At 39.7% G+C, this 25932-nt stretch carries 25 protein-coding genes and 3 tRNA genes; 8 read left to right on the forward strand and 20 right to left on the reverse strand.

Annotation, left to right across the window (positions count from 1 at the left end; genetic code table 11):
- Window positions 1-54 precede the first annotated feature (54 nt).
- Genes IPF86_04210 through IPF86_04220 form a run of 3 tightly spaced genes read left to right on the forward strand, consistent with a single transcriptional unit; the run spans window position 55 to window position 3548 of the window.
- Window positions 55-2271: a valine--tRNA ligase gene (locus IPF86_04210; protein ID QQR50250.1), complete on the forward strand. Its 2217-nt coding sequence runs from the start codon at window positions 55-57 to the stop codon at window positions 2269-2271.
- Window positions 2264-3040, forward strand: coding sequence for a PrsW family intramembrane metalloprotease (locus tag IPF86_04215; protein ID QQR50251.1), 777 nt, complete (start codon window positions 2264-2266; stop codon window positions 3038-3040). Before IPF86_04210 ends, IPF86_04215 begins: the two co-directional genes overlap by 8 nt.
- Window positions 3041-3044: 4 nt before the next feature.
- The gene (locus IPF86_04220) at window positions 3045-3548 is read left to right on the forward strand and encodes an Hsp20/alpha crystallin family protein (GenBank protein ID QQR50252.1); all 504 of its coding nucleotides are present in this window, start codon (window positions 3045-3047) and stop codon (window positions 3546-3548) included.
- 211 nt (window positions 3549-3759) lie between these two features.
- Here the strand turns inward: IPF86_04220 and IPF86_04225 are convergent.
- The 13 genes from IPF86_04225 to IPF86_04285 all read right to left on the reverse strand — a co-directional run bounded on the left by IPF86_04225 (window position 3760) and on the right by IPF86_04285 (window position 14378).
- A tRNA-Phe gene (locus tag IPF86_04225) sits at window positions 3760-3832 on the reverse strand.
- Between the two features lie 90 nt (window positions 3833-3922).
- On the reverse strand, window positions 3923-4204 hold the full coding sequence (locus IPF86_04230) for a hypothetical protein (protein ID QQR50253.1): 282 nt from the start codon (window positions 4202-4204) through the stop codon (window positions 3923-3925).
- Window positions 4205-4299: 95 nt separating this feature from the next.
- A complete protein-coding gene (locus tag IPF86_04235) occupies window positions 4300-4677 on the reverse strand; it encodes a hypothetical protein (GenBank protein ID QQR50254.1) in 378 nt (125 codons plus the stop codon).
- 738 nt (window positions 4678-5415) lie between these two features.
- A tRNA-Arg gene (locus IPF86_04240) sits at window positions 5416-5487 on the reverse strand.
- Between the two features lie 95 nt (window positions 5488-5582).
- On the reverse strand, window positions 5583-5816 hold the full coding sequence (locus IPF86_04245; GenBank protein QQR50255.1) for a glutaredoxin family protein: 234 nt from the start codon (window positions 5814-5816) through the stop codon (window positions 5583-5585).
- Between the two features lie 224 nt (window positions 5817-6040).
- Window positions 6041-6457, reverse strand: coding sequence for a phosphoheptose isomerase (locus IPF86_04250; GenBank protein QQR50256.1), 417 nt, complete (start codon window positions 6455-6457; stop codon window positions 6041-6043).
- Window positions 6458-6557: 100 nt separating this feature from the next.
- Complete coding sequence (locus IPF86_04255; protein ID QQR50257.1) at window positions 6558-6824, reverse strand: hypothetical protein; 267 nt, start codon at window positions 6822-6824, stop codon at window positions 6558-6560.
- 257 nt (window positions 6825-7081) lie between these two features.
- Window positions 7082-7152: transfer RNA gene (locus IPF86_04260), tRNA-Gly, on the reverse strand.
- A gap of 4 nt (window positions 7153-7156) precedes the next feature.
- Window positions 7157-7555 carry a hypothetical protein gene (locus IPF86_04265; protein QQR50258.1) on the reverse strand — a complete coding sequence of 133 codons (399 nt, stop codon included), beginning with the start codon at window positions 7553-7555 and terminating at the stop codon, window positions 7157-7159.
- Window positions 7556-7706: 151 nt separating this feature from the next.
- On the reverse strand, window positions 7707-9515 hold the full coding sequence (gene lepA, locus IPF86_04270; protein ID QQR50259.1) for an elongation factor 4: 1809 nt from the start codon (window positions 9513-9515) through the stop codon (window positions 7707-7709).
- 74 nt (window positions 9516-9589) lie between these two features.
- Window positions 9590-11278, reverse strand: a complete 1689-nt coding sequence (locus IPF86_04275; GenBank protein ID QQR50260.1) for a murein biosynthesis integral membrane protein MurJ — start codon at window positions 11276-11278, stop codon at window positions 9590-9592.
- 10 nt (window positions 11279-11288) lie between these two features.
- Complete coding sequence (locus IPF86_04280; protein ID QQR50261.1) at window positions 11289-13739, reverse strand: leucine--tRNA ligase; 2451 nt, start codon at window positions 13737-13739, stop codon at window positions 11289-11291.
- A gap of 48 nt (window positions 13740-13787) precedes the next feature.
- Window positions 13788-14378 (reverse strand): hypothetical protein, encoded by a 591-nt coding sequence (locus IPF86_04285; GenBank protein ID QQR50262.1) that lies wholly within the window; start codon window positions 14376-14378, stop codon window positions 13788-13790.
- Window positions 14379-14437: 59 nt separating this feature from the next.
- On the opposite strand from IPF86_04285, the gene IPF86_04290 reads away from it, so the two are divergent.
- Window positions 14438-14818 (forward strand): DUF1003 domain-containing protein, encoded by a 381-nt coding sequence (locus IPF86_04290; GenBank protein QQR50263.1) that lies wholly within the window; start codon window positions 14438-14440, stop codon window positions 14816-14818.
- Between the two features lie 70 nt (window positions 14819-14888).
- Here IPF86_04290 and ychF read toward each other — a convergent pair whose 3' ends face one another.
- Both ychF and IPF86_04300 read right to left on the reverse strand, forming a co-directional pair.
- Window positions 14889-16001: a redox-regulated ATPase YchF gene (gene ychF, locus IPF86_04295; GenBank protein ID QQR50264.1), complete on the reverse strand. Its 1113-nt coding sequence runs from the start codon at window positions 15999-16001 to the stop codon at window positions 14889-14891.
- A 2-nt stretch (window positions 16002-16003) separates the two neighbouring features.
- Window positions 16004-16228, reverse strand: coding sequence for a hypothetical protein (locus tag IPF86_04300; protein ID QQR50265.1), 225 nt, complete (start codon window positions 16226-16228; stop codon window positions 16004-16006).
- A gap of 95 nt (window positions 16229-16323) precedes the next feature.
- On the opposite strand from IPF86_04300, the gene IPF86_04305 reads away from it, so the two are divergent.
- Complete coding sequence (locus IPF86_04305; GenBank protein QQR50266.1) at window positions 16324-16890, forward strand: hypothetical protein; 567 nt, start codon at window positions 16324-16326, stop codon at window positions 16888-16890.
- 185 nt (window positions 16891-17075) lie between these two features.
- Window positions 17076-17654: a uracil-DNA glycosylase gene (locus tag IPF86_04310; protein QQR50267.1), complete on the forward strand. Its 579-nt coding sequence runs from the start codon at window positions 17076-17078 to the stop codon at window positions 17652-17654.
- Between the two features lie 35 nt (window positions 17655-17689).
- On the opposite strand, the gene IPF86_04315 is transcribed toward IPF86_04310, so the two are convergent.
- The 4 genes from IPF86_04315 to IPF86_04330 all read right to left on the reverse strand — a co-directional run bounded on the left by IPF86_04315 (window position 17690) and on the right by IPF86_04330 (window position 22368).
- Entirely contained in the window at window positions 17690-18232 is a 543-nt protein-coding gene (locus IPF86_04315) for a hypothetical protein (GenBank protein ID QQR50268.1), read from the reverse strand.
- A gap of 102 nt (window positions 18233-18334) precedes the next feature.
- Window positions 18335-20365: an ATP-binding protein gene (locus IPF86_04320; protein QQR50269.1), complete on the reverse strand. Its 2031-nt coding sequence runs from the start codon at window positions 20363-20365 to the stop codon at window positions 18335-18337.
- 11 nt (window positions 20366-20376) lie between these two features.
- Window positions 20377-21063 (reverse strand): hypothetical protein, encoded by a 687-nt coding sequence (locus IPF86_04325; GenBank protein QQR50270.1) that lies wholly within the window; start codon window positions 21061-21063, stop codon window positions 20377-20379.
- Between the two features lie 84 nt (window positions 21064-21147).
- Window positions 21148-22368: an FAD-dependent oxidoreductase gene (locus IPF86_04330; protein QQR50271.1), complete on the reverse strand. Its 1221-nt coding sequence runs from the start codon at window positions 22366-22368 to the stop codon at window positions 21148-21150.
- Between the two features lie 306 nt (window positions 22369-22674).
- On the opposite strand from IPF86_04330, the gene IPF86_04335 reads away from it, so the two are divergent.
- Entirely contained in the window at window positions 22675-23193 is a 519-nt protein-coding gene (locus IPF86_04335) for an RNA polymerase sigma factor (protein QQR50272.1), read from the forward strand.
- Window positions 23183-24508 (forward strand): hypothetical protein, encoded by a 1326-nt coding sequence (locus tag IPF86_04340; protein QQR50273.1) that lies wholly within the window; start codon window positions 23183-23185, stop codon window positions 24506-24508. The genes IPF86_04335 and IPF86_04340 overlap by 11 nt, the downstream gene beginning before the upstream one ends.
- A 3-nt stretch (window positions 24509-24511) precedes the next feature.
- On the opposite strand, the gene IPF86_04345 is transcribed toward IPF86_04340, so the two are convergent.
- Entirely contained in the window at window positions 24512-25930 is a 1419-nt protein-coding gene (locus IPF86_04345; GenBank protein ID QQR50274.1) for a lamin tail domain-containing protein, read from the reverse strand.
- Window positions 25931-25932: the final 2 nt, after the last annotated feature.

Here is a 25932-nt window from a genome sequence, read left to right on the forward strand (position 1 = left end):
GAGCATATGGCAACTAATTCTTGGCGAACGTGATAAAAATGTTATATTGTAAGAATGCAACCCGAAAATACAATCCCTGAAAAGCTACTGAAGCCCTACGATCCGACCGATACAGAAAAGCGCATCTACGCCCTCTGGCAAGAGAGCGGCTTTTTTAATCCAGAGACGTGTATATCACAAGGTGTTACAAAGTCTGATGCTAAACCATTTACCATAATGATGCCACCCCCAAATGCCACAGGTGTGCTCCATATGGGTCACGCGCTATTTCTTACCGTAGAAGACATTATGATTCGCTACAAGCGTATGCAAGGATTTAGGACGCTTTGGCTACCTGGCACTGACCATGCAGCTATTGCTACGCAGTCAAAAGTTGAAGGCATTATCAAAAAAGAAGAAGGTAAATCGAGACATGACCTAGGTCGTGATGAACTATTGAAACGCATTGATGCTTTTGTCGAAGACAATAGAAAAACAATGACGTCTCAGATGCGGATTATGGGCGCATCATGTGATTGGTCACGGGAAGCATTTACTCTGGATGAAAAGAGGAACTTGGCGGTCAATACATTATTCAAACAAATGTATGATGATGAACTCATTTATCGTGGCAACCGCATCGTCAATTGGGATCCCAAAGGTCAGACAACGATCGCTGATGATGAAATCGTCTATGAGGAGCGCAAAGCTAAATTGTATACATTCAAATATAGCAAAGACTTCCCTATTTCTATCTCAACAACTCGTCCTGAAACCAAAGTCGGTGATGTTGCTGTCGCTGTTCATCCCGACGACGCTCGATATAAAGAATTTGTCGGCAAAGAGTATGACTTAGAATTTTGTGGCGTACCGCTTCATATCAAAATCATTGCTGATGCATCAGTAGATAAAGAATTCGGCACTGGAGCACTTGGTGTGACACCGGCACATTCAATGATCGACTGGGAAATTGCAGAACGTCATGATTTGCCCCATCCACAAGTCATCAATGAGTATGCCAAGATGATGATCGGTGACGAGCGAATACTCAACAAGAAAGCAACAGAGGCTCGAGAAGTTATCGTCGAATGGCTCCACACAGAAGGATTGCTAGAAAAAGAAGAGGAGGTAACCCAAAATATTAGCACTGCAGAACGCACCGGTGGCATTATTGAGCCATTACCAAAACTCCAATGGTTCGTCGCTGTTAATAAAGAATTCATATTGTCAGAATCTACAATTGCCGGCATTCCATCTGGATCAAAAACGACACTCAAAGACATCATGCGAAAGACTGTTGAGAACAATCAGATCAGAATTATTCCAGATTATTTTAGTAAGACGTATTTCCACTGGATCGATAACCTTCGTGATTGGTGTATATCACGACAAATTTGGTACGGTCATCGAATCCCTGTTTGGTATAAAGATAATCAAATATATTGCGGCACTGAAACACCAGAAGGTGAAGGATGGGTACAGGATGAAGATACACTCGACACATGGTTCTCATCTGGCAGCTGGACATTTTCAACGCTTGGTTGGCCAGAAAAAACCAAAGATCTAGAACTGTACCATCCGACCGATGTCCTTGAAACTGCGTACGAGATCCTCTTCTTCTGGGTTGCTCGAATGATTCTCATGACTGGATATGCACTCGGCACTGTACCGTTTCATAATATTTATTTGCATGGGCTCGTCCGAGATAATCAAGGCCGGAAGTTTTCTAAGTCCCTCGGGAACGGGATTGACCCAATCGATGTGGCAAATAAGTTTGGCGCTGATGCAGGCCGCATGGCTCTCATTGTCGGCACTGCACCGGGAACAGATAGTAAAATCGATGAAAACAAGATAAAGGGCTACAAAAATTTTGCTAACAAACTTTGGAATATTACACGGTTTGTACTTTCCAATAATTCAAATGTAAACGCTCATACTATCTATACAGAAGCTGATCAAAAAGTAGCTCAAGAGTTTCAAGCTACCATTGCCGACATCACCAGAGACCTGGATGAGTACCGCTTCCACTTAGGATCAGAAAAAATCTATCACTACATCTGGCATGCATTTGCTGATAAAATTATTGAGGAAAGCAAACTCATACTCAGTGGATCAGATGAACAGGCAAAAACATCACGCCAAAAATTGCTCTTAGAAATTCTTTCGACGAGTCTTACTATTCTTCATCCATTTATGCCCTTCGTCACAGAAGAAATCTGGAGTATGATACCTAGGAGCGATAAAACACTTCTCATGGTAACCCCATGGCCAACATATACATCGAATGGATAACTTCACTTCAATAGCAAGCAAAGTTAATTCTGATCCAGTAACCCTGGCTCTTTCACTTTTGTTCGGCTTAGTTCCTGCATTTCTATGGCTTAGGTTTTGGTTGCGCGAAGATCGTGAGAAGCCAGAACCAAACGGACTCCTTTTCCTTACTTTTTTAGCTGGCATGATTGCTGTTATCTTGGTATTGCCTATCCAACGCTATATCAGCACGCTATCAAATAATCCAGACGTACTGACTGTCCTTTGGGTTGCCTCAGAAGAACTCATCAAATTCTCTGCAGTAGCAGTTATGGCACTCCATTCTTCATATGCAGATGAACCAATCGATTTCCCGATATATGCTATGACAGCCGCATTAGGCTTTGCAGCGCTTGAAAATGCATTATTCCTTGCTTATCCTATCGGTATCAGCGATACAACAGTCAGTCTTCTCACGGGTAACCTGCGCTTCTTGGGAGCAACTCTCTTGCATAGTGTATCGAGCGGTCTCATCGGTATTATGATAGGGCTCGCCTTTTTCCAATCAAAAACAGTGAAGTTTTTTAGTATTCTTTTTGGCATAGGGCTCGCCATTACCTTGCATAGCATCTTTAATTTCTTTATAATGGACGCAGGTGCAAGCGAAGTTTTCAAAGTTTTCGGCTTCCTCTGGGTTGTTGCTATTATTAGTATGCTCTTGTTTGAAAAATTGAGGCGCATGAGCGAACCTCTCTATCTCAAGGACGTTGTTATTCACGGAGCAGTGAACGATCTACTTACTCGACGTTAAATTTATGGCATATAAAAAATCTTTTTTTGAACGATTGACTGGTGGCATACGGCTTCGAGATGAAGACGAAGAAGAAACTGTGCCTATAGCAACTCCTACAACCCCTCAACCATATAAAATTACGACATCTGAGACTGCAAAAAGTAAAGATACAGGCTGGACAGAAGATGAAGTTGAAGAAGCACAGTTAACTGTGGATGTCTACCAAACCCAAACTGAAATTATTGTGCAAACAATGGTCGCTGGCGTCAGACCCGAAGATCTTCAGATCAATATCACTCGCGACATGATTACGATCAAGGGCAAACGTGAGGAGAATAAAATGATTGCTCCAGAGAATTACTTTACCAAAGAACTCTACTGGGGAACGTTTGCTAGAACAATTCTTTTGCCCCAAGAAGTAGAACCGGAAGAAGCGGAGGCTATCGAACGACACGGATTACTGATGATCAGACTACCAAAGATCGACAAAGGACGCCAGACAACACTCAAAGTGAAATCAATATAAACAAAAACTCCTCTATAGGAGTTTTTGTTTCGTTCGTGTGCTTGGGACCAGGTTCGGTCACGAGTTACTAAACATAATTATCATATATTCTAATTCTGCTAAGTACTCGCGACCCCGCCTCGCTTGGTTCACACATTCACCATAACTGCGGCTTTCGAACTGGCACGTAATGTGTGCAGACACATTACTCCAGCCACTCACTACGTTCGTGTGCTTGGGACCAGGTTCGAACTGGTGACCCTTCCCTCTTCAGGGGAATGCTCTACCAACTGAGCTACCCAAGCAATATATTTTTATTATCTTTTTGAGTATCTATCTTAATACATTTGAGGTTATTTACCAAAACAAGATTCCTTCAAAAAACTTTTATAGTATTACTTAAAAAGTGATTCTAGTTCTTCTGTATTGAACTGACTACCTAAATTCTTTAAATCTTCTATGCTACTTGCACCACTAGTATAGGCACCTTTGAGTGTCGTAATGTATGGCAACAGAAAATAATACGCGCTTAATGTTGAAATGATTATAATTGCCCAGTACACAATCCGCATCAACTGTGCAGTACGCTGAGCACGTAAAATCTTTCTGAGCATACTGTGATTCTCTCGAACCATGGTATACATTTCATCAAAACGCTTTTGTTGTTCTTGATCCATACTGTTCGACAATACCATAGATTTATATTGATTTCAATTCATCTATAAAAAGAAAAGGACCCAAGATATTGGATCCTTCTTCTGCGTATATTCCCTTACCAACCATACTCCATGTAATCTGCACGCTCATTGAGAGCTGCAGCCATGAAGTCACCCCATGCCCGATAGGTAAACGAAATTGTCACAACTCTCGTCTGTCCGAAGTATCGCCAAAGTCCAAATGGACCCTTGCCGACAATGACATCAAAACGAATTGAGCCGTACAATCTAGTTATATCACTAGCGGATTGCTTCCATACCGTTGCATCATTTGCGACTTTTGCTTTTAATGAATCGAAATATTCCCGATACTTAAAGCATAGCGCAAAACGATACTCCTTCCAGGACGGAGGCTTACCTTGCCAGCCACCACTCATGTAAATGCGATGGGTAGAGAAGATACTCGCAGAACAATGGGAAAAACGATTAGCCATAGTGTGCATCCAGATCAGCGGAATGCTGATTTTCCAAGCCTCGGCTTGGGGTCTTAAAACTGGTCTGAATTCGCTAGATGCAGGCTTATATCTGAATTATTTTAAAATTATTCTAAATTACTCTAACAATAGAGTATCACATTTATTACATTTTGTCAATTTATGTTATACAGGCAATTTCTAAATCTTCGAAGCTGCCAGAAATTACAAGGCAATACTAGAGAATATAAAGGGGTTAAAAAGTCTGCCACTTAGTTCTTTTTCCGGTTTATCTTCCTTTATTGACAAAATGGTTATAAATATGGTATAATACAATAAAGGTTAGAAACCGTCCCTACTTTCAAAAAAAGTAAATCGGCTCAATCATTTTGTTCATTTAAAAGGAAAAAACTGTTATGAAATCACAGAACACCTTTCCACCCCCAGACTGCAAAATTCATTAGCTGTATTGCGCAAAACATGCCCGAGGTTTGTAATGATCGTATGGAAACATTGATCAAATATCCCAACACTCTGGAAAAAGCGTTGAGAAAAGCTTTGGTTGTGGATATTGTTGTTGTTCACACCGTCGACGTAGCTGCCAGACGCTAAGACTAATATAACAGCACTATTCATCCCCCATTATTTTTGGGGGATTTATTATTTATTACAAATTGTGTCCTCGGCAGGAATCGAACCTACAATTACTCCTTAGGACGGAGTAGTTATATCTTCACCCGCCATATTGCTAAATACTTGTGCCCCCACTCCGAATCGAACGGGGATCTATTCCTTAGGACGGAACTGTTCTATCCATTGAACTATGGGGGCAATATTGGGCGGGCAAGTTTAACTACGAGGGCAAATGAAAAAGTACCCCACACATGCAGGGTGCTTTTTCATCATACCTGTTTTATCACCATATGTTAAATACCGAGAAGTTCCATGATGCGAGGTTTATTAAACCCTACAACAATATCATTATCTATCGTTATTACTGGTACTCCCATCTGTCCAGATCGCTTCACCATTTCCATGCGCTTTTCCATATTTGATGCAACATCAAATTCATCGTATGCAATTCCCTGTTCAGAAAAGTATTCTTTTGCCATATGGCAGAAATGACAACTTGGTGTACTGTAGACGGTGACTTTTTTCATAGTGGTAGCGGACGAACCGCAATTACTTTTATACTTTTAGTATAGCATATGAGTCAACCCGGCAGTAGAGCTTTGGTTAGGACAAAATATTTTTGAAATAATCTCTTAGCCTTCGTTTAAACATCCTACCGAAATATAACTCTTCTTTGTCTTTTCACTTTGTAAACAATATATGTAGAACATAACAAACCAAAGTCTCACTACCGGGTCAACCCTATCTTTATTTATTCTTCAAATATCAAAATCTTCTTCTCTGCTTCAACAAATTCAGTAAATTTCCCTACAAATCTAGTCGCTCGAACAGTCCGATCATCGATCCAGTGATAGTTACCGCCACGAGGTTTGCCAAATATTATGCCGTGATACTTAAATCCATGTTCTTTGAGCCACGTCTCAGTATTTTCCCGATGTTCTGGCAGTCTCGAGGTAAAGAAGGTTATGATATGACCATCGTCGTGCCATTTATTGATAATATCTCGCGCATTGGGGATCTCGATAGCGGTAAGCATTCGCTCTGGCTCTTCGTTTGGAATATCTTCACAAATAGTGCCATCAATATCGATAAGATAGTTCTTCATCCCTTCTGGCAGCGACGGACTTATTCGTTTACCGTCTACCCCAAATTCTTCATGTAATTGCATGGGGAGAGTATAGCATATGAATTAAACCTAAAACTAGACATAGTAGTGACTACTTTATTTTCCCAAAAAATAAAAGCTGACAGGTGTCAGCTTTAAATTCTCATTTCTCTAGAAGATCAACAATCCTTGTAATTTCAGTCTCGGGTATTGCCAACCGCAGAGTTTGCCATTGGAATTTCATCCAGGATAGATTCATAACATCATCAGTTTCAATAAATTTTACGCCACGTTTGTGTAGCTCATCAGCAAACTTTATTTCAATATCTTTCATTTGTTTACGAGCTAATTCAAGATTATTGTTGTTGTTTGCTAATTGCTCCCCAACTATATATACATTCGTGAAGGTACTTGTGTAAGTAAATGCCATAATTTTTCAGTTTTTTAAATTTTAACATATTTATTTATTAAGTCAACTATAGTATATACGAAATACGAGAATCGTCCGCGACTCAAACATTCGCCGTCGCTCATGTTTGGTCTGCCTGCCCGACTGAATAGTCGTTCGGGCGGGGACACCAGCTCGTCATTTTTTTCTACTGAAAAAAATATGATTCCGCTGTTCGATTCCGTACGTGAGTAAAATAATTTACTCACTATTCCGCACAAAAACACTTCGCTTTTTTGTGCGGAATACGAGAATCGAACTCGTGTCTCATCCTTGGGAAGGACGCATGCTGCCACTGTACCAATTCCGCAATATTAAAATATCTTTCCGAAAAATCCTTTTACTTTCATCCACCATGACTCTTTTGTCATTTCAGCCAATTGCTCTTCCGCAATCTTTTTATTACCAGCATCAGTTGTGATGACAACCAGGTGCTCACCCTCTTTACCGACACGGTATTTTTCTCTCAAATTCTCTTCAATGCCTTCAGTTGTCTCTAGTTTTGAAATACCATTCTCTAGATTTGCTTCTTGTGCGATGAGGGCATTGTATTCTGTTTGTGCTTGTAGTTTATTTGCTCTGGCTTCTCTACTTTTTTGGTACATACCGATCGCAGCAATAGTAACGAGAATGCATATAACCAAAAGCCCGCTTATAACAACAGGTGAATAGAGTAGTTTCTTATATGCTTGTTTTTGTTGAAATCGCTTCATAGTCTATACACAGTTTGAGAGAATAATGTTAGTATACCAATATGTTATTCAATAGAAAACACAAGAAAAAGGTAACACTTATCTGGACTATACTTGGCGCATTTATCATTGTCTCAATGATTTTACTCTACATGCCGAGCCTTTTTAGTCTCTAGTTATCGCCAGTTTTCATCATTTTCAAAAAGACACTGTGAGGTATATGTACCTTGCTGTTTTCTCGCATTTTGGCTTTGCCTCGCTTCTGCTTTTCTAATAGTTTCTTCTTTCTACTAACATCTCCACCACCGACAACCTTACTGCCATGCATGAGCACATCTTTACGAAACGCTTTAATAGTTTCTGAAGAAAGTATCCGGCCGAGCGCAATGCCTTGGACTTTCATTTCAAATTGCTGCCGAGGCAGAATATCTTTGAGTTTAGTCGTCGCAGCTTCTGCTTCTACCAGCGCACGACGCTTGGAAATTATCCGGGTAAATGCCGGCACAGGTTCCCCTCCAATATGAATATCGAGTCTCGTGACATCAGCATGTCGTAGCTCTGCTATATCATAGGAAATCGAAGCATAGCCTGAAGTAATACTTTTCAAATCATCAAAAAATCCTCGCATCAATTCTCGCAGTGGCATTTTGACTTGAACTGACGACCTGCTGTCACCGAAGTTTTCAGTCTCACCAACCTCAGCTTCATGGTCATAGAGAAACGGCATGAGCACACCTAGATACCGAACTGGCGTAATAATGGTCACCGTTACCCATGGCTCTTCTACTGACACAATTTCTCCATCGTTCGGGAAAAGGTGCGGTGAGTAGACCGTCAGATTTTTATTATTTTTGAGTTTTACCATATAGGTAATCGACGGTGTTGTAATAACTAAATTCAAATCAAATTCACGCTTTAGCCGCTCGGTGATAATCTCCAAATGAAGCATACCAAGAAATCCCGATCGAAATCCTCGGCCTAATGCACCAGAACTTTCTTCCTCGAACGAGAACGCTGAGTCCGAAAGCCGAAGTTTGCCAAGTGCAGTTTTCAAAAGAGGAAAATCATCTTGGCTTTCAGGATAGATTGATGCCCAAACAACAGGTCGCGGCTGCATGTAACCGGGCAATGCTTCACGAGCATGCTTAAACTCAGTAATCGTATCACCAACCGATGCAATACCCGGCTTTTTTATTCCAGTGACGATATAGCCGATTTCTCCAGAAGTCAGTTGGGGGCGCGGTGTTTCAGCTGGAGAAAAGGTACCAACTTCAAGTGCAATAAATTTCTGATCAGCAACTCTGAAAATCAAATCACTATTTTTTGCTACTGCACCATCAAATATACGCACATAGACAATTACACCTTCATGGTTTGAATATTTAAAATCAAATACGAGTGCGCGCAGACCTTGCTCGGTAGAAGCTGCTGGCGGAGGCACACGCTCGATGATTGCCTCAAGTAATGTTTCCACCCCTTCACCGGTTTTACCAGAAACACCGAGTACTGTATCAGGGCTAATGTGTAATAGTTCTGCAATCTCAAGTTTGACCTCATCAACTCGGGCAAGTGGCGAATCAATTTTCGAAACAACAGGAATTATGACAATACCAGCATGTTGCGCCATCGTAAGTGTGGTGAGTGTTTGTGCCTGCACTCCTTGTGTCGCATCGACGAGCAATATTGATCCTTCGACAGCTTTCAATGCTCTTGAGACCTCATATGAGAAATCAATGTGTCCCGGGGTATCAATAAGATTAAGCGTATAGTTAGTTCCACCACTTAGATACTCCATTCGAACTGGCTGCATTTTGATCGTAATTCCCCGCTCACGTTCAAGTTCCATAGAATCTAACACTTGGTCTCGCATTTTGCGTTTTTCGATCGTTCCAGTGCGTTCAAGCATCCGATCAGCCAATGTCGACTTGCCGTGATCAATATGGGCTATGATGCTAAAGTTTCTAATAGACTTAAAATCCATGAGCCAATACTAGCAAAAAACACTTATTTTACAAAGTGTTTATAGTAAAGCAAATTTTTATATGTAGTAATAAACTATAGTTCCCTTTGCTCTTCGGCAATAAGCGGCACTTTGATTAATTTCTTGCCAAGCATTGATTGTATCTCTTTAAATTCAGTATTCTTCAATGCAATAAGTAAAATAATTCCAGCGAGAATACCAGCAATACCTGAGAGGAAACCTTGTAAAAATATTCCTACAAATGTATCAAGATCAAATACAGGGGCCAAAATATTTAGCATTTCATATGCTACAAAACCGATAAAAAAGGACGCTGCTGCAGATTGCAAGAAGGTACGTGAAATTTCTGTCGTTACACTGCCACAAAAATCTCGTTTGAAAATGAACCACAACAAAAAGAAATTGACGATCGTACCTATTGAATACGCGAGTGGCAACATAAGTATTTCTGTTCCAGGCAGCCCATCAACGCGCAAGAGGGACTCAATAAAGTACCTGAAGGTTGCAATATGGTCAAAAAGATAAAGTAGCCCATACGCTGAAGCAATAGTGAGTGCAGCACAGAATAAATTAATGAGGAGGGGCTTTTTCGTATTGCCTGCTGCATAGTAACCACGTACAAAAAGATGCACCAAACTCTGTGCTACTAGTGATACGGCAAAAATTGCAAGTGTTGCTGCAGTAATACGCGTATGCGTCCACGAAAATGATCCTGACCCCAATATAACGCGAACAATCTGAGCACGGAGAATGATAAAGAGGAAAATAATCGGTAGTGACCAAAAAATAATTTTCTTTGATGCTTCGATAATATGCCGCACAAAAAGCTCACGTTCGTTTGAGGTGATAAATCTAACTAGTGTCGGGAAGGATGCTACAGAATAACTAATACCGATAATGCTTATCGGTACGGACTGCAAATTGTATGAGAAATTAAATATTGATATTGACCCTTGGCCTATTTTCGAAATGATTGCAATCAACACAAGCGTTGAAATATTAGATAGAGATAATCCAAGCGTCCTCGGGAGCGACAGAAACACCACTTTGCGAATACTTATCCAATCAATATGCCATGAAAAATTAGGCAAAAATGAGCGATTGATGAGGACTGGCAGCTGGATAGCCAAATGTAGCAGTCCGCCGATCACCACACCCCAAGCAAGACCATAAATCCCAAACAGTGGCTGTAATACAAAAATACCAATCAGTATGCCTATGTTATAAAAGACAGGTGACAGTGCATAGACGAAGAATCGTCTAAACATTTGAGTCGCACTACCAAATATATTTGATGCTCCGAGTAGTATGGGCGACAGGAGCATAATCCGACTTTCTTTGACGAGCATTGCAATACCTTCATCACTAAACCCAGGCGCAATGATATGTGCAATCCACGGCATGCAGATAGCAATAATAAGACTAACGATACCTATGATACTCAAGAAAACTGTAAAGACATCAGAGAACAATTTCTTTGCCTGCTGCAGATTCTCATTATTATCAGCCGGTATTCGTTCGATCAAAAATGGTAGAAGAATCGTGACAGAAGCAAGCGATGCAATCGATGTATAGAGAAAATCTGGGATACGAAATGCGGCATAGTACACATCAAGACTAAGCGACGGCCCCAAATAATGTGCAAGTGCTCGATCACGCAATAGTCCCAAAATTTGAGACAGGAATGCAAATACACCTAATATAAGTGCTGCTTGGTTAACCGAAAGCTCTTTGTTTAGTATTGCGAGTATGCGTTTTACCATAGTCTTCTCACTAGACAACAATACTAAGTAGGCGATCTTTTACATAAATTATTTTCTGTATAGTTTTGCCTTCGAGAGCACGGATTATTTTCTCATCAGCAAGTGCAAGATTTTTTATCGTCTCCTCTTCGATTCCCTTCTGGACCATTAGCTCCGATCGCACTTTGCCATTTATCTGTACTACGATAGTAACTTGCTCATCAATAATCACCGTTGGATCAAACGTCGGCCATAGAGCAAGATGGATAGATGTTTTTTCTCCAAGCTCATGCCAGAGTTCTTCGGTTATATGGGACGCAAATGGAGCAAGTATGCGAAGTAAAATTTTATATGAATTCTCTACAATTGCTTCTTCTTTTTCAAGTGCATTAACGAGTATCATCATCTTTGCAATCGCTGTATTGAATTTATATTCTTCAATATCTTCTGTCACGCCTTTGATTGTTTTTTGCACAAGGTTATCCGTCTTGCAAACTTTTTTTTGTTTATCTATTTTAAACTGTAAACGCCATACTCGCTCTAAAAATCTCCGCACACCAACAACTCCATTTGGATCCCATGGATAGTTTGTTGTCACCCCATATGGGCCCATAAACGCTAGGTACATTCGTACGGTGTCAGCACCAAGTCGCTCAACTATTTCATCAGGGTTGATGATGTTACCCTTCGATTTACTCATTTTATTACCATCAGGGCCTAAAATAATGCCCCGATTGCGACGTATTGTATACGGCTCATTTTCTGTGACCAGACCACAATCCTTCATTGCCTTGACCCAAAAGCGTGAATACAGTAGGTGCATCGTTGTATGTTCTGCTCCTCCCATATATAAATTAATCGGCATCCATGCATCAATCTTTTCTTTTGCTGCAAATGCTTCATTATTATGATTATCGAGGTAACGATAAAAGTACCATGATGAATCAATAAATGTATCCATGGTTTCGACTTCTGGTTTCCAACCTTTGCCAAATAGTTTCTCTGTACGTTCAAATAATTCTTTACTCCTAGCAAGTGGTGCTGTACCGTCCGGTGTATGATCCACATCAGTCGGCAGAATCCATGGCAAATGTTCATCTGGTACAGGATGTGCCTTACCCTTCGGATCATACACAATCGGAATCGGTGTACCCCAGTAACGCTGGCGCGATATTCCCCAATCACGCAGACGATAGGTTTTCACCATTTTTCCTCCAACAAACTCAGTGATTTTTATACGTGCTTCGTTAGAATTTAAACCATCAAATTTCCCAGAATGCATCAATATTCCTTCGCTGGTAAAACAAAAATCTTTTGCAGTTGCAATATTCGCAACATAATCACTTGGATTACCTCGATATTGAGAAGGAACATTGCCGTGATCTGTATTTCCATCAATCACCCTCATGATTGAGAGATGATATTTTCTAGCAAATTCAAAATCTCGCTCGTCATGTGCCGGAACTGCCATAACAGCACCAGTGCCGTAACCTGCTAGTACATAGTCTGCAACCCACACTGGAACTTCCTCGCCATTGGCTGGATTGATTGCTTTAATTCCTTTGAGCTGTACGCCAGTTTTTTCTTTTGACTGCTGTCGATCTAATTCTGATTTCTTTTTTGTTTGATGTATATATTCTTCTACCTCATCCCAATTCGCAATTCGCAATTTTAAATTTTTAATAAGTTCATGCTCCGGCGCAAGTACAATGTACGTTACCCCAAAAAGCGTATCTGCGCGCGTAGTAAAAACTTTAATTCGCAATTCGTCATTCGTAATTTGAAATTCGATCTCACTTCCCTCACTCCGCCCGATCCAATTTCGCTGTGCTGCCTTGATTTCTTCCGGCCATGCAAGAGTGTCTAGATCATCAATCAATCGATCAGCATATTTGGTAATCCTGAGCATCCACTGCTCTTGATTCTTTTGAATTACTTCACTACCACATCGTTCACAACACCCATCGACAACTTGCTCGTTGGCAAGCACGGTCTGATCTTTGGGACACCAGTTTACTTTTGTCACATCACGGTATACCAGATCTTTTTTTAAGAATTGATTGAACATCCATTGTGTCCATTTGTAATATTCAGGGGCACAAGAAACAACTTCACGATCCCAGTCAAACATCGCACCCATTGATCGAAACTGTATTCGCATTCTATCCATTTGTTCATAGGTTAAGACTTTTGGATCAGCGCCGAGTTTGATAGCAGCATTCTCTGCTGGTAGTCCAAAGGCATCAAAACCCATCGGGTAGAGTACGTTGTATCCTTGCATGCGTTTAAACCGAGCATGGATATCGGGTACAGAGAAAGCGTACCAATGACCGACGTGGAGATTGCCGGATGGATACGTAAACTCAACTAATTCGTAGAAATTTTTCTTACCTACTAGAGTATCGGGGACGCTATAAATACTCTGCTTCTCCCATTCGTCCTGCCATTTTTTCTCTATATCTTTGTGATTATAGCTTTCCATGAATGTACAAAATATAACAAAAAAACCTCGCCAAAGCGAGGTTTAGTTTTATTCTTTGATCTTCTTAATCCCGAGCCATATGAGTGCTATGAGCGCGGCTGCGAGCACTGCAACACGTAGCCAATCATGCATATTGCTCCAATACCTCATCGCACCGACAAGAAGCGATATCACACCCCCAAATGAAAACCCGAACGAGACTACAGAGAACGTCGTAAGGTATGCACCGGCGACAAGCGACAGAACACCCAAGATTACTAGGACGATAAATACATTACGATCGTAGAGAGCATGAGTAGTATCATATGATTTCTGACAACTATACGTCGCATTGCAGTAGCCACTAATTTCTGTGCCGACTGGTATCGGTTTGGTCAAACCATTTGCATCCGTCGAAATCGGCACGGTCGTTTCATTCCATTGACCGCCATCAGCGACACACATAACTTTGTCTGTGTAGGCTTTGGTTGTAATATCTGACGTACAAAAATTCTCCCATTCTGGTGCTTTATAGATAAGCGAAATAGCATAGTTGAAGAAAAGATTGAGCACGACAACTATTCCGAGTACTAATGCCCATTTTAAAATCTGTTTGGTCTTTTGACTTTTTTGCACAACATCAGGTGATAATGTATCCATAAAAATAGTTTATTCTTGTATCTTTATAGTATACTACAGAAAGTTTCTCTATCACTACTATGCATTTCCCAAATCGTAATGAACGTAACAAAAAAATAAGCCATGCTTCAGACCGAGCTACCAAATGGATCGGGTCAACTAACTCGCTTGTAGTCCATACTATTTTCTTTGCAGGCATGCTCGTGCTCGCCTTTACTACAGATATAGGCTTCGATAAGATCCTGCTCGTTCTAACAACTTTAGTATCACTCGAAGCAATCTATCTATCGATCTTTATCCAAATGACCGTCAACAAACACAGCGAAGAACTCGAGGAGGTTTCTGAAGACATTGAGGAGATCCAAGAAGATGTCGATGAAATTCAAGAAAATATCGAGGACATACAGGAAGATGTCGAAAAAACTACTGAGGAAAAACGGCAAAAAATTATAGTTTCATAGATTTAAAAACAAAAACCAGATGATATTTAAGCATTTAAAAAAGAGGCCATGAAAGCCTCTTTTTATTTCCCTAAATCTTAAACTCAATCACGTCGCCGTCTTTCACAATATAATCCTTGCCTTCTGTGCGAACCAAGCCTTTGGCCCTAGCTTCACCATATGAGCCCGCATCGATAAGTGTTCGCCAATTTATGACTTCGGCTCGGATAAATTTATCTTTGAAATCTGTATGGATCGCGGTGCCAGCAATAGGTGCAGAACTACCCTTTGCTATGGTCCATGCACGTGTCTCATCTTCACCGGTTGTTAGAAATGTCTCAAGTTCCAATAGATTGTAACCAGACGTGATCAGACTATTGATACCATCATCATTGCCACCGAGTGCCTCACGCATTTCCCTTTTCTCGCCACCTTCGAAATCTTTGAGCTCATCTTCGATTTTTGCATCCAAGAGCACCCAGTTAGCTTTCGTGCTTTCAATATACTCAGTCAATTCTTTAAATTCTTGTGGATTTGTTTCGTCGAAATTTTTTGCCCCTGCACGTTTATTGAACCCATAGAGAATGGGCTTCATGGTAAGGAGCGAGAGTTGCTTGGCTTTGAGTATTTCTTTTTCATCGAAGGCGATGGTATTTGCCATTTGCTCAGCCTCAAGAGCAACAATAATTTTATTGAGTACTACTTCCTCAAGTATCGCTTCCTTATCACCCTTTTTAATATCTTTGGCAATATTCCCGAGCCGCTTGGTTGCTGTTTCAAGATCGGCAATGATGAGTTCAAGATTGATCACTTTGATATCACGGAGTGGATCGAGATCACCATAGACATGTTGAATATCATTACCGGCATCTGCCTTGATTGGGAAAATCCGCACCATTTCGAATATGGCATCAGTCTCACGAATGTTCGCTAGGAATTTATTACCAAGTCCCTCACCTTTGGATGCACCTGCAACAAGTCCCGCAATGTCGACGAATTCGATTACACCAGGGATTGTTTTCTTTGATTTGGAGAACTCTGAAAGTTTCCAAATACGCTCATCAGGCACGGGCACAATACCTACTGATGGATCAATCGTACAGAATGGATAGTTCTCAGCTGGAACGCTTTTCTTCGTAAGCGCATTAAACAGCGTCGACTTGCCGACATTAGGAAGGCCTACAATACCGATAGATAGACTCATGACTATTTTTTGAGCAAGTTCTGCAGCTGTGACTGATACTTCTTCATGATGAGGAGCGACGCCATTTGCTCATTCATGCCTTTTTTGGTTTCAGCTTTAATTTCTTCTTGAATTTTTTTGAAAAGATCCGGATCCTTATCCATGATCTCCATCACCATATCGATTTGCTCATCGGGCACACCTCGGGACTTCAACATTTTTTTAACTAAGAAAGTTTTGATTGACATACAGTTACTGTAACAAACAAAGCTCGGTATCGCAATTACCTTGACTTTTATATATAATTGTGATACAATATATTCAAACAAAACAAACTCAGTCTATGAAAAAATTGTTCATTTTTCTCGCAATAGTGAAATATCTTTTTCTTCCATTATTTGTTTCTGGTCAGGTGCAAGTTTATGGCCGCTATACTTTAGATGGCACAATTGAGCCAGATGTAAATGTATTCATCAGTAAACCCTTTAGTGATTCCAGTAAGTTTTCATTTACCAGTTTTACATTGGTTGAGCAAAACTGGGCTGAAGCACTAGTTGGTCTATCGTACTCACCTAAAAGCTGGTTGAATATCGGGTTAAGTGCAGGAATTGAACACAATCCTGCATTGTACCGATTTGCAGGAAGTGTATGGCTTGGTAAAGATAGAAGTTCACTTCTATTCCTTTGGGAAAAGGGCGACGGAAATGATAATTATTGGTATAAGACAACTGCACTTTATGATATTTCCACGAAAGTAAGTCTGGGTGCAATTGCATGGAGATTCCACGGAATAGGGCCCGTGGCAATATATAATGTGAGAAAACTGGATTCGAAATTTTGGGTCATGCCAGCGCATGATTTTGAATTCAATGAAAATAGAGTGATGTTTGGTGTTGATATTGGTATATAACGATATCCTGGGCTACACACATACCTCGTCGAAAATTTATTCGGCGGGGTTTTTATTTTTATTTTTTATTTTCTTCGCATTATATAATTTATATACACGGCCGTGTATATAAATTATATAATGCGATTCTTTTGTTTCGTAGTAACCTCTATAATGAATCCAGTTTTTGTTATACTAGATTTACTATGTCCAAAGCAGAAGCACTGCAACAAATCCACCAGAAATGGTTCACTGCTTGCGATTGTGAATTGAAAAAAACTGCTACTCAGCCAGTACCGGGCAACGGCAATCCAGATGCAGATATTGTTTTTATCGGTGAAGCTCCAGGTAAAAGTGAAGACAAGGAAGGCATACCCTTCATCGGAGCAGCAGGCAAATTCCTAGCTGAAATGCTCGAGAGTATCGGTATGAAGCGAGAAGATATCTATATTACGAACATCGTGAAGTATCGACCGCCAGACAATCGCGATCCAGAGCAAGGCGAGAAAGAAGCCTGTGCTCCCTGGCTCTATGAAGAGCTCAATTTTATCGAACCGAAACTTATTATTTTCCTCGGCCGGCACTCTATGAATGACTTTTTCCCAGAGCTAACTATCTCCAACGTTCATGGCAAGCTCATCCATAAAAAATTCAAGCATATACATACTGAATATTTCCTCCCCCTCTACCATCCAGCTGCCGCACTCTACAACGGCGGCATGCGCAATACACTACTTAAAGATTTCAAAAAAATTCCTACGATACTGAAGAAAATCGATACTTAATAAAAATAAAACTCCTCAAAAATGAGGAGTGGTAACTATTCAATAATTTCAAGTGTTTCACCTTTTACAAGGGAATTGATAATTACTTGTGCCTGATCAGTTTTTTTGACTTTAATTATTTGAGAATCATCAGCGCGTATTTTAAGGTTCTCTATTTCTTTTTGCAAATTAGCGAAGAGTTCATCAATTTTTTTATATCGATTAACTTGAGGCGGTTTAGTGCTAGAAGTATTTCTCTTATCAATTTTTTTCTCTTGCAAAACTCCTAACCCTCTACTAAATGAGATAGTCACTTTCTTACTTGTAGATTGGCCTCGGGGATTAAGACCATTTTTTGCAAGTAAATCTAATGCCTTTCTTGCATTTTGAAGTTCATTGAATTCAAGAATTAGTTTTTTGGCTTTTTTCGTAATTTTGTTCCTACTATAATGCCATTTCTTTTTTATGTTGATTCCTCTTCTGTTCCCAGGTTTACAAATGAGCTTAATTGTCTCAAGTAATAAAACTACTTTTTTGACCAACTCTTGTCTTGGGTCTAAAATTTTTCTAACTTGTTTTCTTTTTGTTTTCGTAGCCATGAAATGAAATTTCTTTTAATGTACGATATATATTTGTAAAAGTCAAGGAAAACAAAACCCCCTTCATTGAAGGGGGTTGATATACAAATACCAGCTAATTTATTATTTTTCCTTTAGTTCATTTTCAAACGTCGTCATAAACTCAGACCCAACATACATTGCCTTCCTAACTGATAAACCATTTCGTGCAATTTGATCTGCAGCACCCGCCATTGCTATTGCATTTAAGACGTGCTGAAAAGCTGTTGGCCAATTAGAATGTTCAAGTGCTTCATATAAAGGGTTCATAAGTGGGTTAATCACCAAGGTAGGTAATTCCTCTTCATCATCATGCTCAACTTGAACAATACAATCTGTATAGTGCATACCAAAAGTCATCACATAATATTCTTCACCCACCTTAACCACAAATGGTTTCTTTTTATCTCTTGCTACATATATATTTTTTGAAGCTATAATGCTGTTTTTAGTGTCCGTGCAAAGCAATTTCACCATAGTTAAGTTGGTATCCTTTGGTACTAGCACCCTAACAATTTTTTGATTTTCATCAAACTCCAACTCAAATCCTTTTGAAATTCCATCAAACATCCAGAGTACTTTATTCGTCGTTGTACGACAAATTTCATACTGTGCAATATCTTCTGGATTAACATAGCTAGGCCCTTTAATAAAGGGTTTAATTGATTCATTTGTGACAGTAACTTGAATTGTATGTTCTCCAAATTCACCGACTGCAACAACTTCACATACTCCATTTTTAGATCCGGCCTTAAACTCAACCCTTTGTCCTTCTCCAGTTACCTTTACTAAACCATCTTTTGGGCTTTCCCATAAAGTCTGGGAAAAGTCAAACTGTTCTGTCCCTTTATTGTGTAAGGTAATTGTTCTTGATTCTCCTATCTGGATTTGCACACTTCTCGGCACAATATAGACTGGACGATCAATAGATACAGGATATTGAGCACTTTTAGCAGGTGCTAGTGCATTGCCGGACAAACGTTGCACATGAAGGGGTTCTGGAAAAAGCCTACCACTCACTTCTGCTATCTTACTGAGTATTAGCTGCTGTTGAGTAATTGATTTTTCAACTTTCACTTTATCAGTAAGCTCTGCAAGTCGGCCTGCAACCACTGTAAGGATCGCAACCAACTGAATACATCCTCTTCCTTGATAAAAATCTTCAGTGAAGCTTCCGTCATGTGTTCTAAATACATTTCCATTTTCAATATAAATATGGCCTCCAACAGAATTCAAGACTTTAGTCACCATTAATTTTTGATCTTTGGATAAAGTCTTAAACAAATCATTCCAGCTCATAATTTTATTTATAGGACCACAAATATGTGGCCCATCATTTGAAGCACCATAGTATAATTCAAGTTCAACCTTACCCAACTGAACACTTTCATCATGAAATAAAAAGAGTGTCCCAGCAATTTGTTGCAGTTTAAGTTGTTTCCATTGATGCTCAATAAAGACAGTAACGCGATCACTCGTCCGTGGAGCTATTTCATCGTCTTCTGAAAGCGTTTTGAAGATTTGTTCAGTATTCTTAACTTTCTTTTTATCGAATCCAGTCAATATAATAGTTGACCCTGTCTTTCTCTTGCCACTTTTCCAGATTTGTTCAAATTCCTCTTTTTTCATCTCTCGTGCATATTCAACCACACTTGCATCTGCACCTTTTTTGAAAATTTCCAATAGATAGTCAAAGTCGAAAGAGACTTCGATACCGCGAGGATATTCTTCAGATACAGTTATGATCGTCACTTTTGTATTTTTCAAATCACCAAGTGCAAGAAGAAATTTAATCCCTGTACCATTAGCGCCTATAGTCTTTTTGTCTGTTCGTAAACGTGAAGAAGCTGCATATCCCATTACTGAATTTAAACCTTTTCGATCAAAACCAACACCGTCATCCATGGTAATAAGTGCTTCCTTGCCGCGAAAGCTTCCAAGCATAATACGTACATTTTCTGCGCGAGCATCGATAGCATTATTTATTGTTTCGCGTAATGATACTGCTAATGCTTGAACACCACGCACAGGTTGCTCAATGTTTTGCCGAAGCATTGTTTCATACCCCACATCAGGAGTAATTGCATAATGTTTTAATTCTTTTGTCCCTACCATTATTTATCGTTTTAAATGTGAGAAAAATTTTTTAGAAGTTCACGTACAAGTTTTAGTGCCTTTACCGGATCTTCATTAAGCATAACAGCGATAATACTATTAATACTTCGTAAATGTTTTTTATTGTGACCGATATAAGCAATCATTTCTGGATCACTTTTGTGCGAAACTAATTGCAATTCATTAAGTGTATTCAGTAAATTCTTTGATGAAAAAGCCTCGTTTGGTTTAGATATACCATCAAAACTCTTTGCCTTTAGTAAATTTCCATTTTTCTCTGTTTGAAACAAAACACGAACCTTAAACTCTTTACCAAAAAATTTCTTCACAAGAAATGGAAGTAATTCCTCCTTCTTCTTGTATGTATCTGAAGAAATGGAAATCCTTTCCTCAACAAGCGGAAGTGTGCGATCAATTTTCCACGCAGTAATAAATTTATCCATTACTTTTTCCTCCCAATATTCCTGCAATGTTTCATTGTTAAGTAATGCTTCAAGTATTTCATTTTCTTCTAAAGAAAGTTTAAGACTTTCAAGTTCCGTTAGTCTATATAACCGATGCTTTATTGGAAGAGAATCTCTAACCCCCCTTAATACTTTTCTTGCACTTGATGCAGTAACGAATGCCAATGAGAAAGCCTCAAATGGATTAAGATCATTCTTTTTACACCAATCTTTAAAGGACTGTTGTCTATTCATATATATCGTTTTTAGTATTCTGTTTTAAAAGATTTTTTTATTACTTTACTATATAGAATAGAAAAGTCAAGGCTCATTCAAGAACTAATTTGTCTTATTTCGATACTTCCATCCATCAAAAAACATAGAGAAAAGCTTATATACTGACACGATGCCAGCAAAATACATGAAATCAATCACATGGCGGATAATATACGGGATCAATCCATAGAGTCGAAATTTACCCATCACGAACACACCCCATCCAACACCAACAGGAATAGAGAAAGCAATCGGTTTTGGTTTATACACATGAGCTCGCTTCCCTTTCATAAATCGTGCGATAGTACTGCCAACATAGTCACCGTCGTACATAGCCGTCTGTGCTAGTCCACTAAATGGTGTCGCTGCTGCATCGCCTATGATGTAGACATTGTCATATCCTTTCGCTCGTAGGTACTCATCAACTTCTATTCGCTTCTTGGGACTCCATACTAAACCTTGCGCTTCTTGTAAAATTTTACTTACCTGAGTACCAGCAGTCCAAATAACCGTTTTTGCTTTCATCGACATATCTTTCAGATAGACTTCCTCGATCTCATTTTTCATGAGCTGACGATTTAAGAAAATATTTACTCCAAGTTTTCGTAAACGGGCGAGAATTTTCGCAGATGCCTGAGGTGGCAATGTTGGCACCAAACGAGGATTTGATTCGATAAGATCAATTGTCACCAGTGATGGATCTACTTTGTAAGTCTTAGCTAGAGTCTGTAAATACGCAGACAAATCACCTGCCACCTCAACGCCCGATGGACCACCGCCAACAATTACTACATGATAATGTGACACAAGTTCATCTTGCGCTGGGTTCGTATGATTAGCAAAAAGTGACTGCAAGTGCTGTTTCAGATGCAACGCCTCATTAACTGATTTAAAACCAAGCGATAAAGCTTCAAGACCTGGCACATTAAAGAATGTTGTTTCACTACCTAGTGCAATGACGAGCGTATCATAGTGATAAATCGTACCACTTTCTCCGATTATGGTATTTTCTGTAAGTGACAGTTTGGTAATTGTATCAATATCGATAGCAACTCTATCAGGAATCATGTCGGTAAGCGGAATGCAGACTTCAATCGGCGAAGCGCCAGTCACAACTCGATAGAGGCCTGGATAATATTCAAAGTGATTTCTTTTTGATACAAGCTGAATGCTTACATTGGGTATTTTTTCTTGCACGAGTGAACGAGCAGCAGCAATACCAGCAAAACCTCCACCAATAATAAGTATCTTCTTTGGCGCTTGGCTTTGGGTATTCATTTGCATATGCATAAGTTTAGCAGAGAGAGCTCATTGCGGCAATTTTAATTACATACATTTGTCACATTTGATTTTATGAATCGTCTTAAAAAGTATGCACGACCCACTCATCCAAATCAGTCTCCTGCTTGCTGTATTTACTATCATTTCTTTGTTTCAAGCAGCCTTGAGTCATGATCATAGCCAAACAAGACCAAAAGAGTAGCCTCAACCTACATGCATGTATTCCTTTTTGTTTCCCAAAAAGGAATTTTAGCATTATACTGTAAGGATACTCGCTGTAAGATTTACCAACGGGAAGCGTCATATACTATGAACAATGCGGAATTTAAAACAAAGGAAAAAAAGTTCCTCGAATGCTACGACCTGTATAACGACAGCATCTTTAGGTACTGTCTGTATAAAACTAATGATAGGAACAGAGCGGTTGACCTTACTCAAGAAGTCTTCTTGAAGGCATGGGAGTATTTGAATCAAGGTAATACTGTCCGCAATAGCAAATCACTTCTCTTTACCATTGCCAACCACCTCGTCGTTGACTCGTATAGAAAGAAAAAATCAGAATCACTTGACTCGCTCCTCGAGAATGGATTTGACCCTACCCATGATGAAAAACCAATCCAAGACACGAGAGACGACACAGAGGCAGCGAATGCATTACTTAATACTCTCGAAGGCAAACACAGAGAAGTCATTATGTTGCGCTACATCGAAGAGCTATCAGTAAAAGAAATAGCCAAAATAATGAACGAATCAGAAAATACTACCTCAGTCCGCATTCATCGAGCAATGGAAAAATTAAAACAAGCATCAACACAGCATGAATACTAATATTGAACAACAATTACAATTAGGAAAGAAAGCAACTCTTACTCTTCAAGAAAAAGAGTCTATTCGACATGAAATTGTCCGGGCGATGCAAGTACCTAGTCCAATAGCTATACTCTCACCGTTCATGAAGCATTTCAACTGGATGTTTTTCACCAAAGCAACAGCGATTGCAGTTATTGTACTTTTGGTAGGAGGATCATCACTGACCTACGCTTCAGAGAATGCCTTACCGGGTGATCTGTTATACCCTGTCAAAATCCATGTCAAAGAAGAAATCGAGGTTAGTTTTGCAAATACACCAATGCAAAAAGTAACCATTCAAAAAGAACGAATCGAACGACGCATTAGTGAAGTGAAAACACTTAAAGCAACAGGTGCACTGACACCGAAGAAAGTTGAGAGTGTCACTATTGCCTTTGTTGACCATGCCAAGGAACTCAACCAAAATATTGATGAATTGCAAAGTGAGGGTAACAATGAAGCCGTATTGAACGTCACTAGTTCCTTACTACCGGCGCTCGTTGAGTTTCAAAAAGATAGCGCAAGTAACCCTGTTATAGCAGACGCAACAGCAACACTACCACCAGTGGTACCAGAACCAACTACTATTGGATTTACAGAAGAGGGCATAAAAATTACTACGACTCAAGATGAGCCAACTAATGCAAGCACAACTGAAGCGTTACCTGCTGATACGATTGCAAATCTTGTTGTAGACACAACCACAACGAGCATTCCAACAATTGATCTTTCTGCGGCAATCACGGCGGAAGTTGTAAAAATGCAAGCACAGCAAACTGAGACACTCAGCGCACCAAGTGCAATTGGAAATCCAGAAATACCTGAGATCCAGGGCACAAGTGACGGTACAGTTCCTCCCTTACATGGTATTCCTGTACCACAAGTTATACATACAACAACAGAAGTTACAAATACTCTACCAGTTTCTATAAAAACGAAGATAGATGCGAAAATTGCCCTCACTCCAACAAAAACTGGTACATTATCTGGTAAGATAACCTCGAGTAAAGACTGTAATCCAACTGGAACCACATGCGCAATAATTCAAGATTATTCATTATTTAATATAGTGATATATTCTGCAGATGGTAAAAAATTCATCGCCGGCACATCACCAGATACGTACGGTAATTTTCAAATCGATCTAGCCCCCGCGACATATGCAATTAGTATGGAGCCAATCATTGGCACAACGATTCCACCACTCCCTGTGATTGTACCTATTACGAATAGCCTAACGACATTCGTTACAATCGAAAATATTCTTAGTACCCCAACCCTTATCGGACAATAAAAATTATTCTTCAAATATTTCAAATCCATCAGCGGTAATTTTCTCTGATGGATTTTTTCTTACGTATAAAATACTACCGGCGCCCAGTGAAATAACAGCAATAGTTGCAAGTATAAAAAGCGGCATTTTTGATGTTGTTGATGCTTGTTTTTCACCTTCTATAACAGAAGCCGCAAGCGGCATAAATGATCCTACCGTTGTAGAATTCGTCGCAGCACTCTCTATCGGCACCAGCGAATCAGCTTCAAGTTTTGGCTGGTATATTTTTGATGAGGAAACTGTCTCAGTCTTTTGCTTAGGAAATATATCTGCAACTTCCCCATTTGGATAATAAAGCGTCGCATGATTATTAGTACTACTAAAACCAGTAACAGTAGCTGGTAAATGCAATGATTCATGAGCTATGACAAATGTTTCATCTGGGAATATATAGGTAGATACCCCGCTTACTACTTTCCAATCAGAAATATCTTTTTCGTATTGTGAATTATTCGCAATTGTAAGGACGCCGTTGGCTATAGATGAAATAGCAATACCTGGATCAGTGACTTTGATCGTGACACGATCAGTATCATCAGGAACTGCAGCGCCTACATACGCATAATATTTTAAAAGTACTATATATTGGCCAGCAAATGCATAGACATGTTCAAATGGTCGTTCACCTTCATACGACATAGATGTGCCATCACCAAAATTCCACACATAGTAACCTGCGGTAACTGTTTTATCTAATTCATTAGTAACAAAGGTATCAAAATCTGTCGGCATGCCTGCTGACGTTACAATAGTAGTAATAATGTTAGCTGTATAGGCAGGTTCAATAAAAGCTTCTATACTTGTTGCTTCAGTATCATCGCTTAAGTCTTGGTTGCCAGTGTCTTCTCCATCATCAGATACACTATGTGTATTCGTAGCCCCGGGAGTCGGCGTGCCAGACCCCCATGTACCATTTATATTTTGAAGACTCAGTCCATCACCTGCCGCACCTTGATCAGAACTATAGGTATATGAAATAACCGTACCTCCATTTTGATCAATAAGTGAAAGTGTATCTGATGTATTCGCAAGACTCATTACCGTATCAATCACCGTGCCAGTATATGAAGAATATTCAGCCAAGAATGCGCTGGCATTCCCAGCAAGCACTACATGTGACCCTGCAGCTATTTCAAGTGTTCCCTGACCACCGTTTGTAGGTGGATTATTGAGTGTATGATTTGCACCATCATTGAATTTCCATCCACTAATGCTTATCGTACTACTGCCACTATTGTAAATCTCAACCCATTCTTTATCGGTATCTGACCCTTCGGTGTCGTACATGATTTCGGAAAAACTCACATCAGCAAATGCACTATGGCAAACACCAAAACATACAACGAGTAAGCTGCTAACAAAAAGGCTATTTTTAAAAGACATAC

It is taken from the genome of Candidatus Nomurabacteria bacterium (assembly GCA_016699085.1).
Lineage (GTDB): Bacteria > Patescibacteriota > Minisyncoccia > Phycocordibacterales > UBA9973 > CAZLWF01.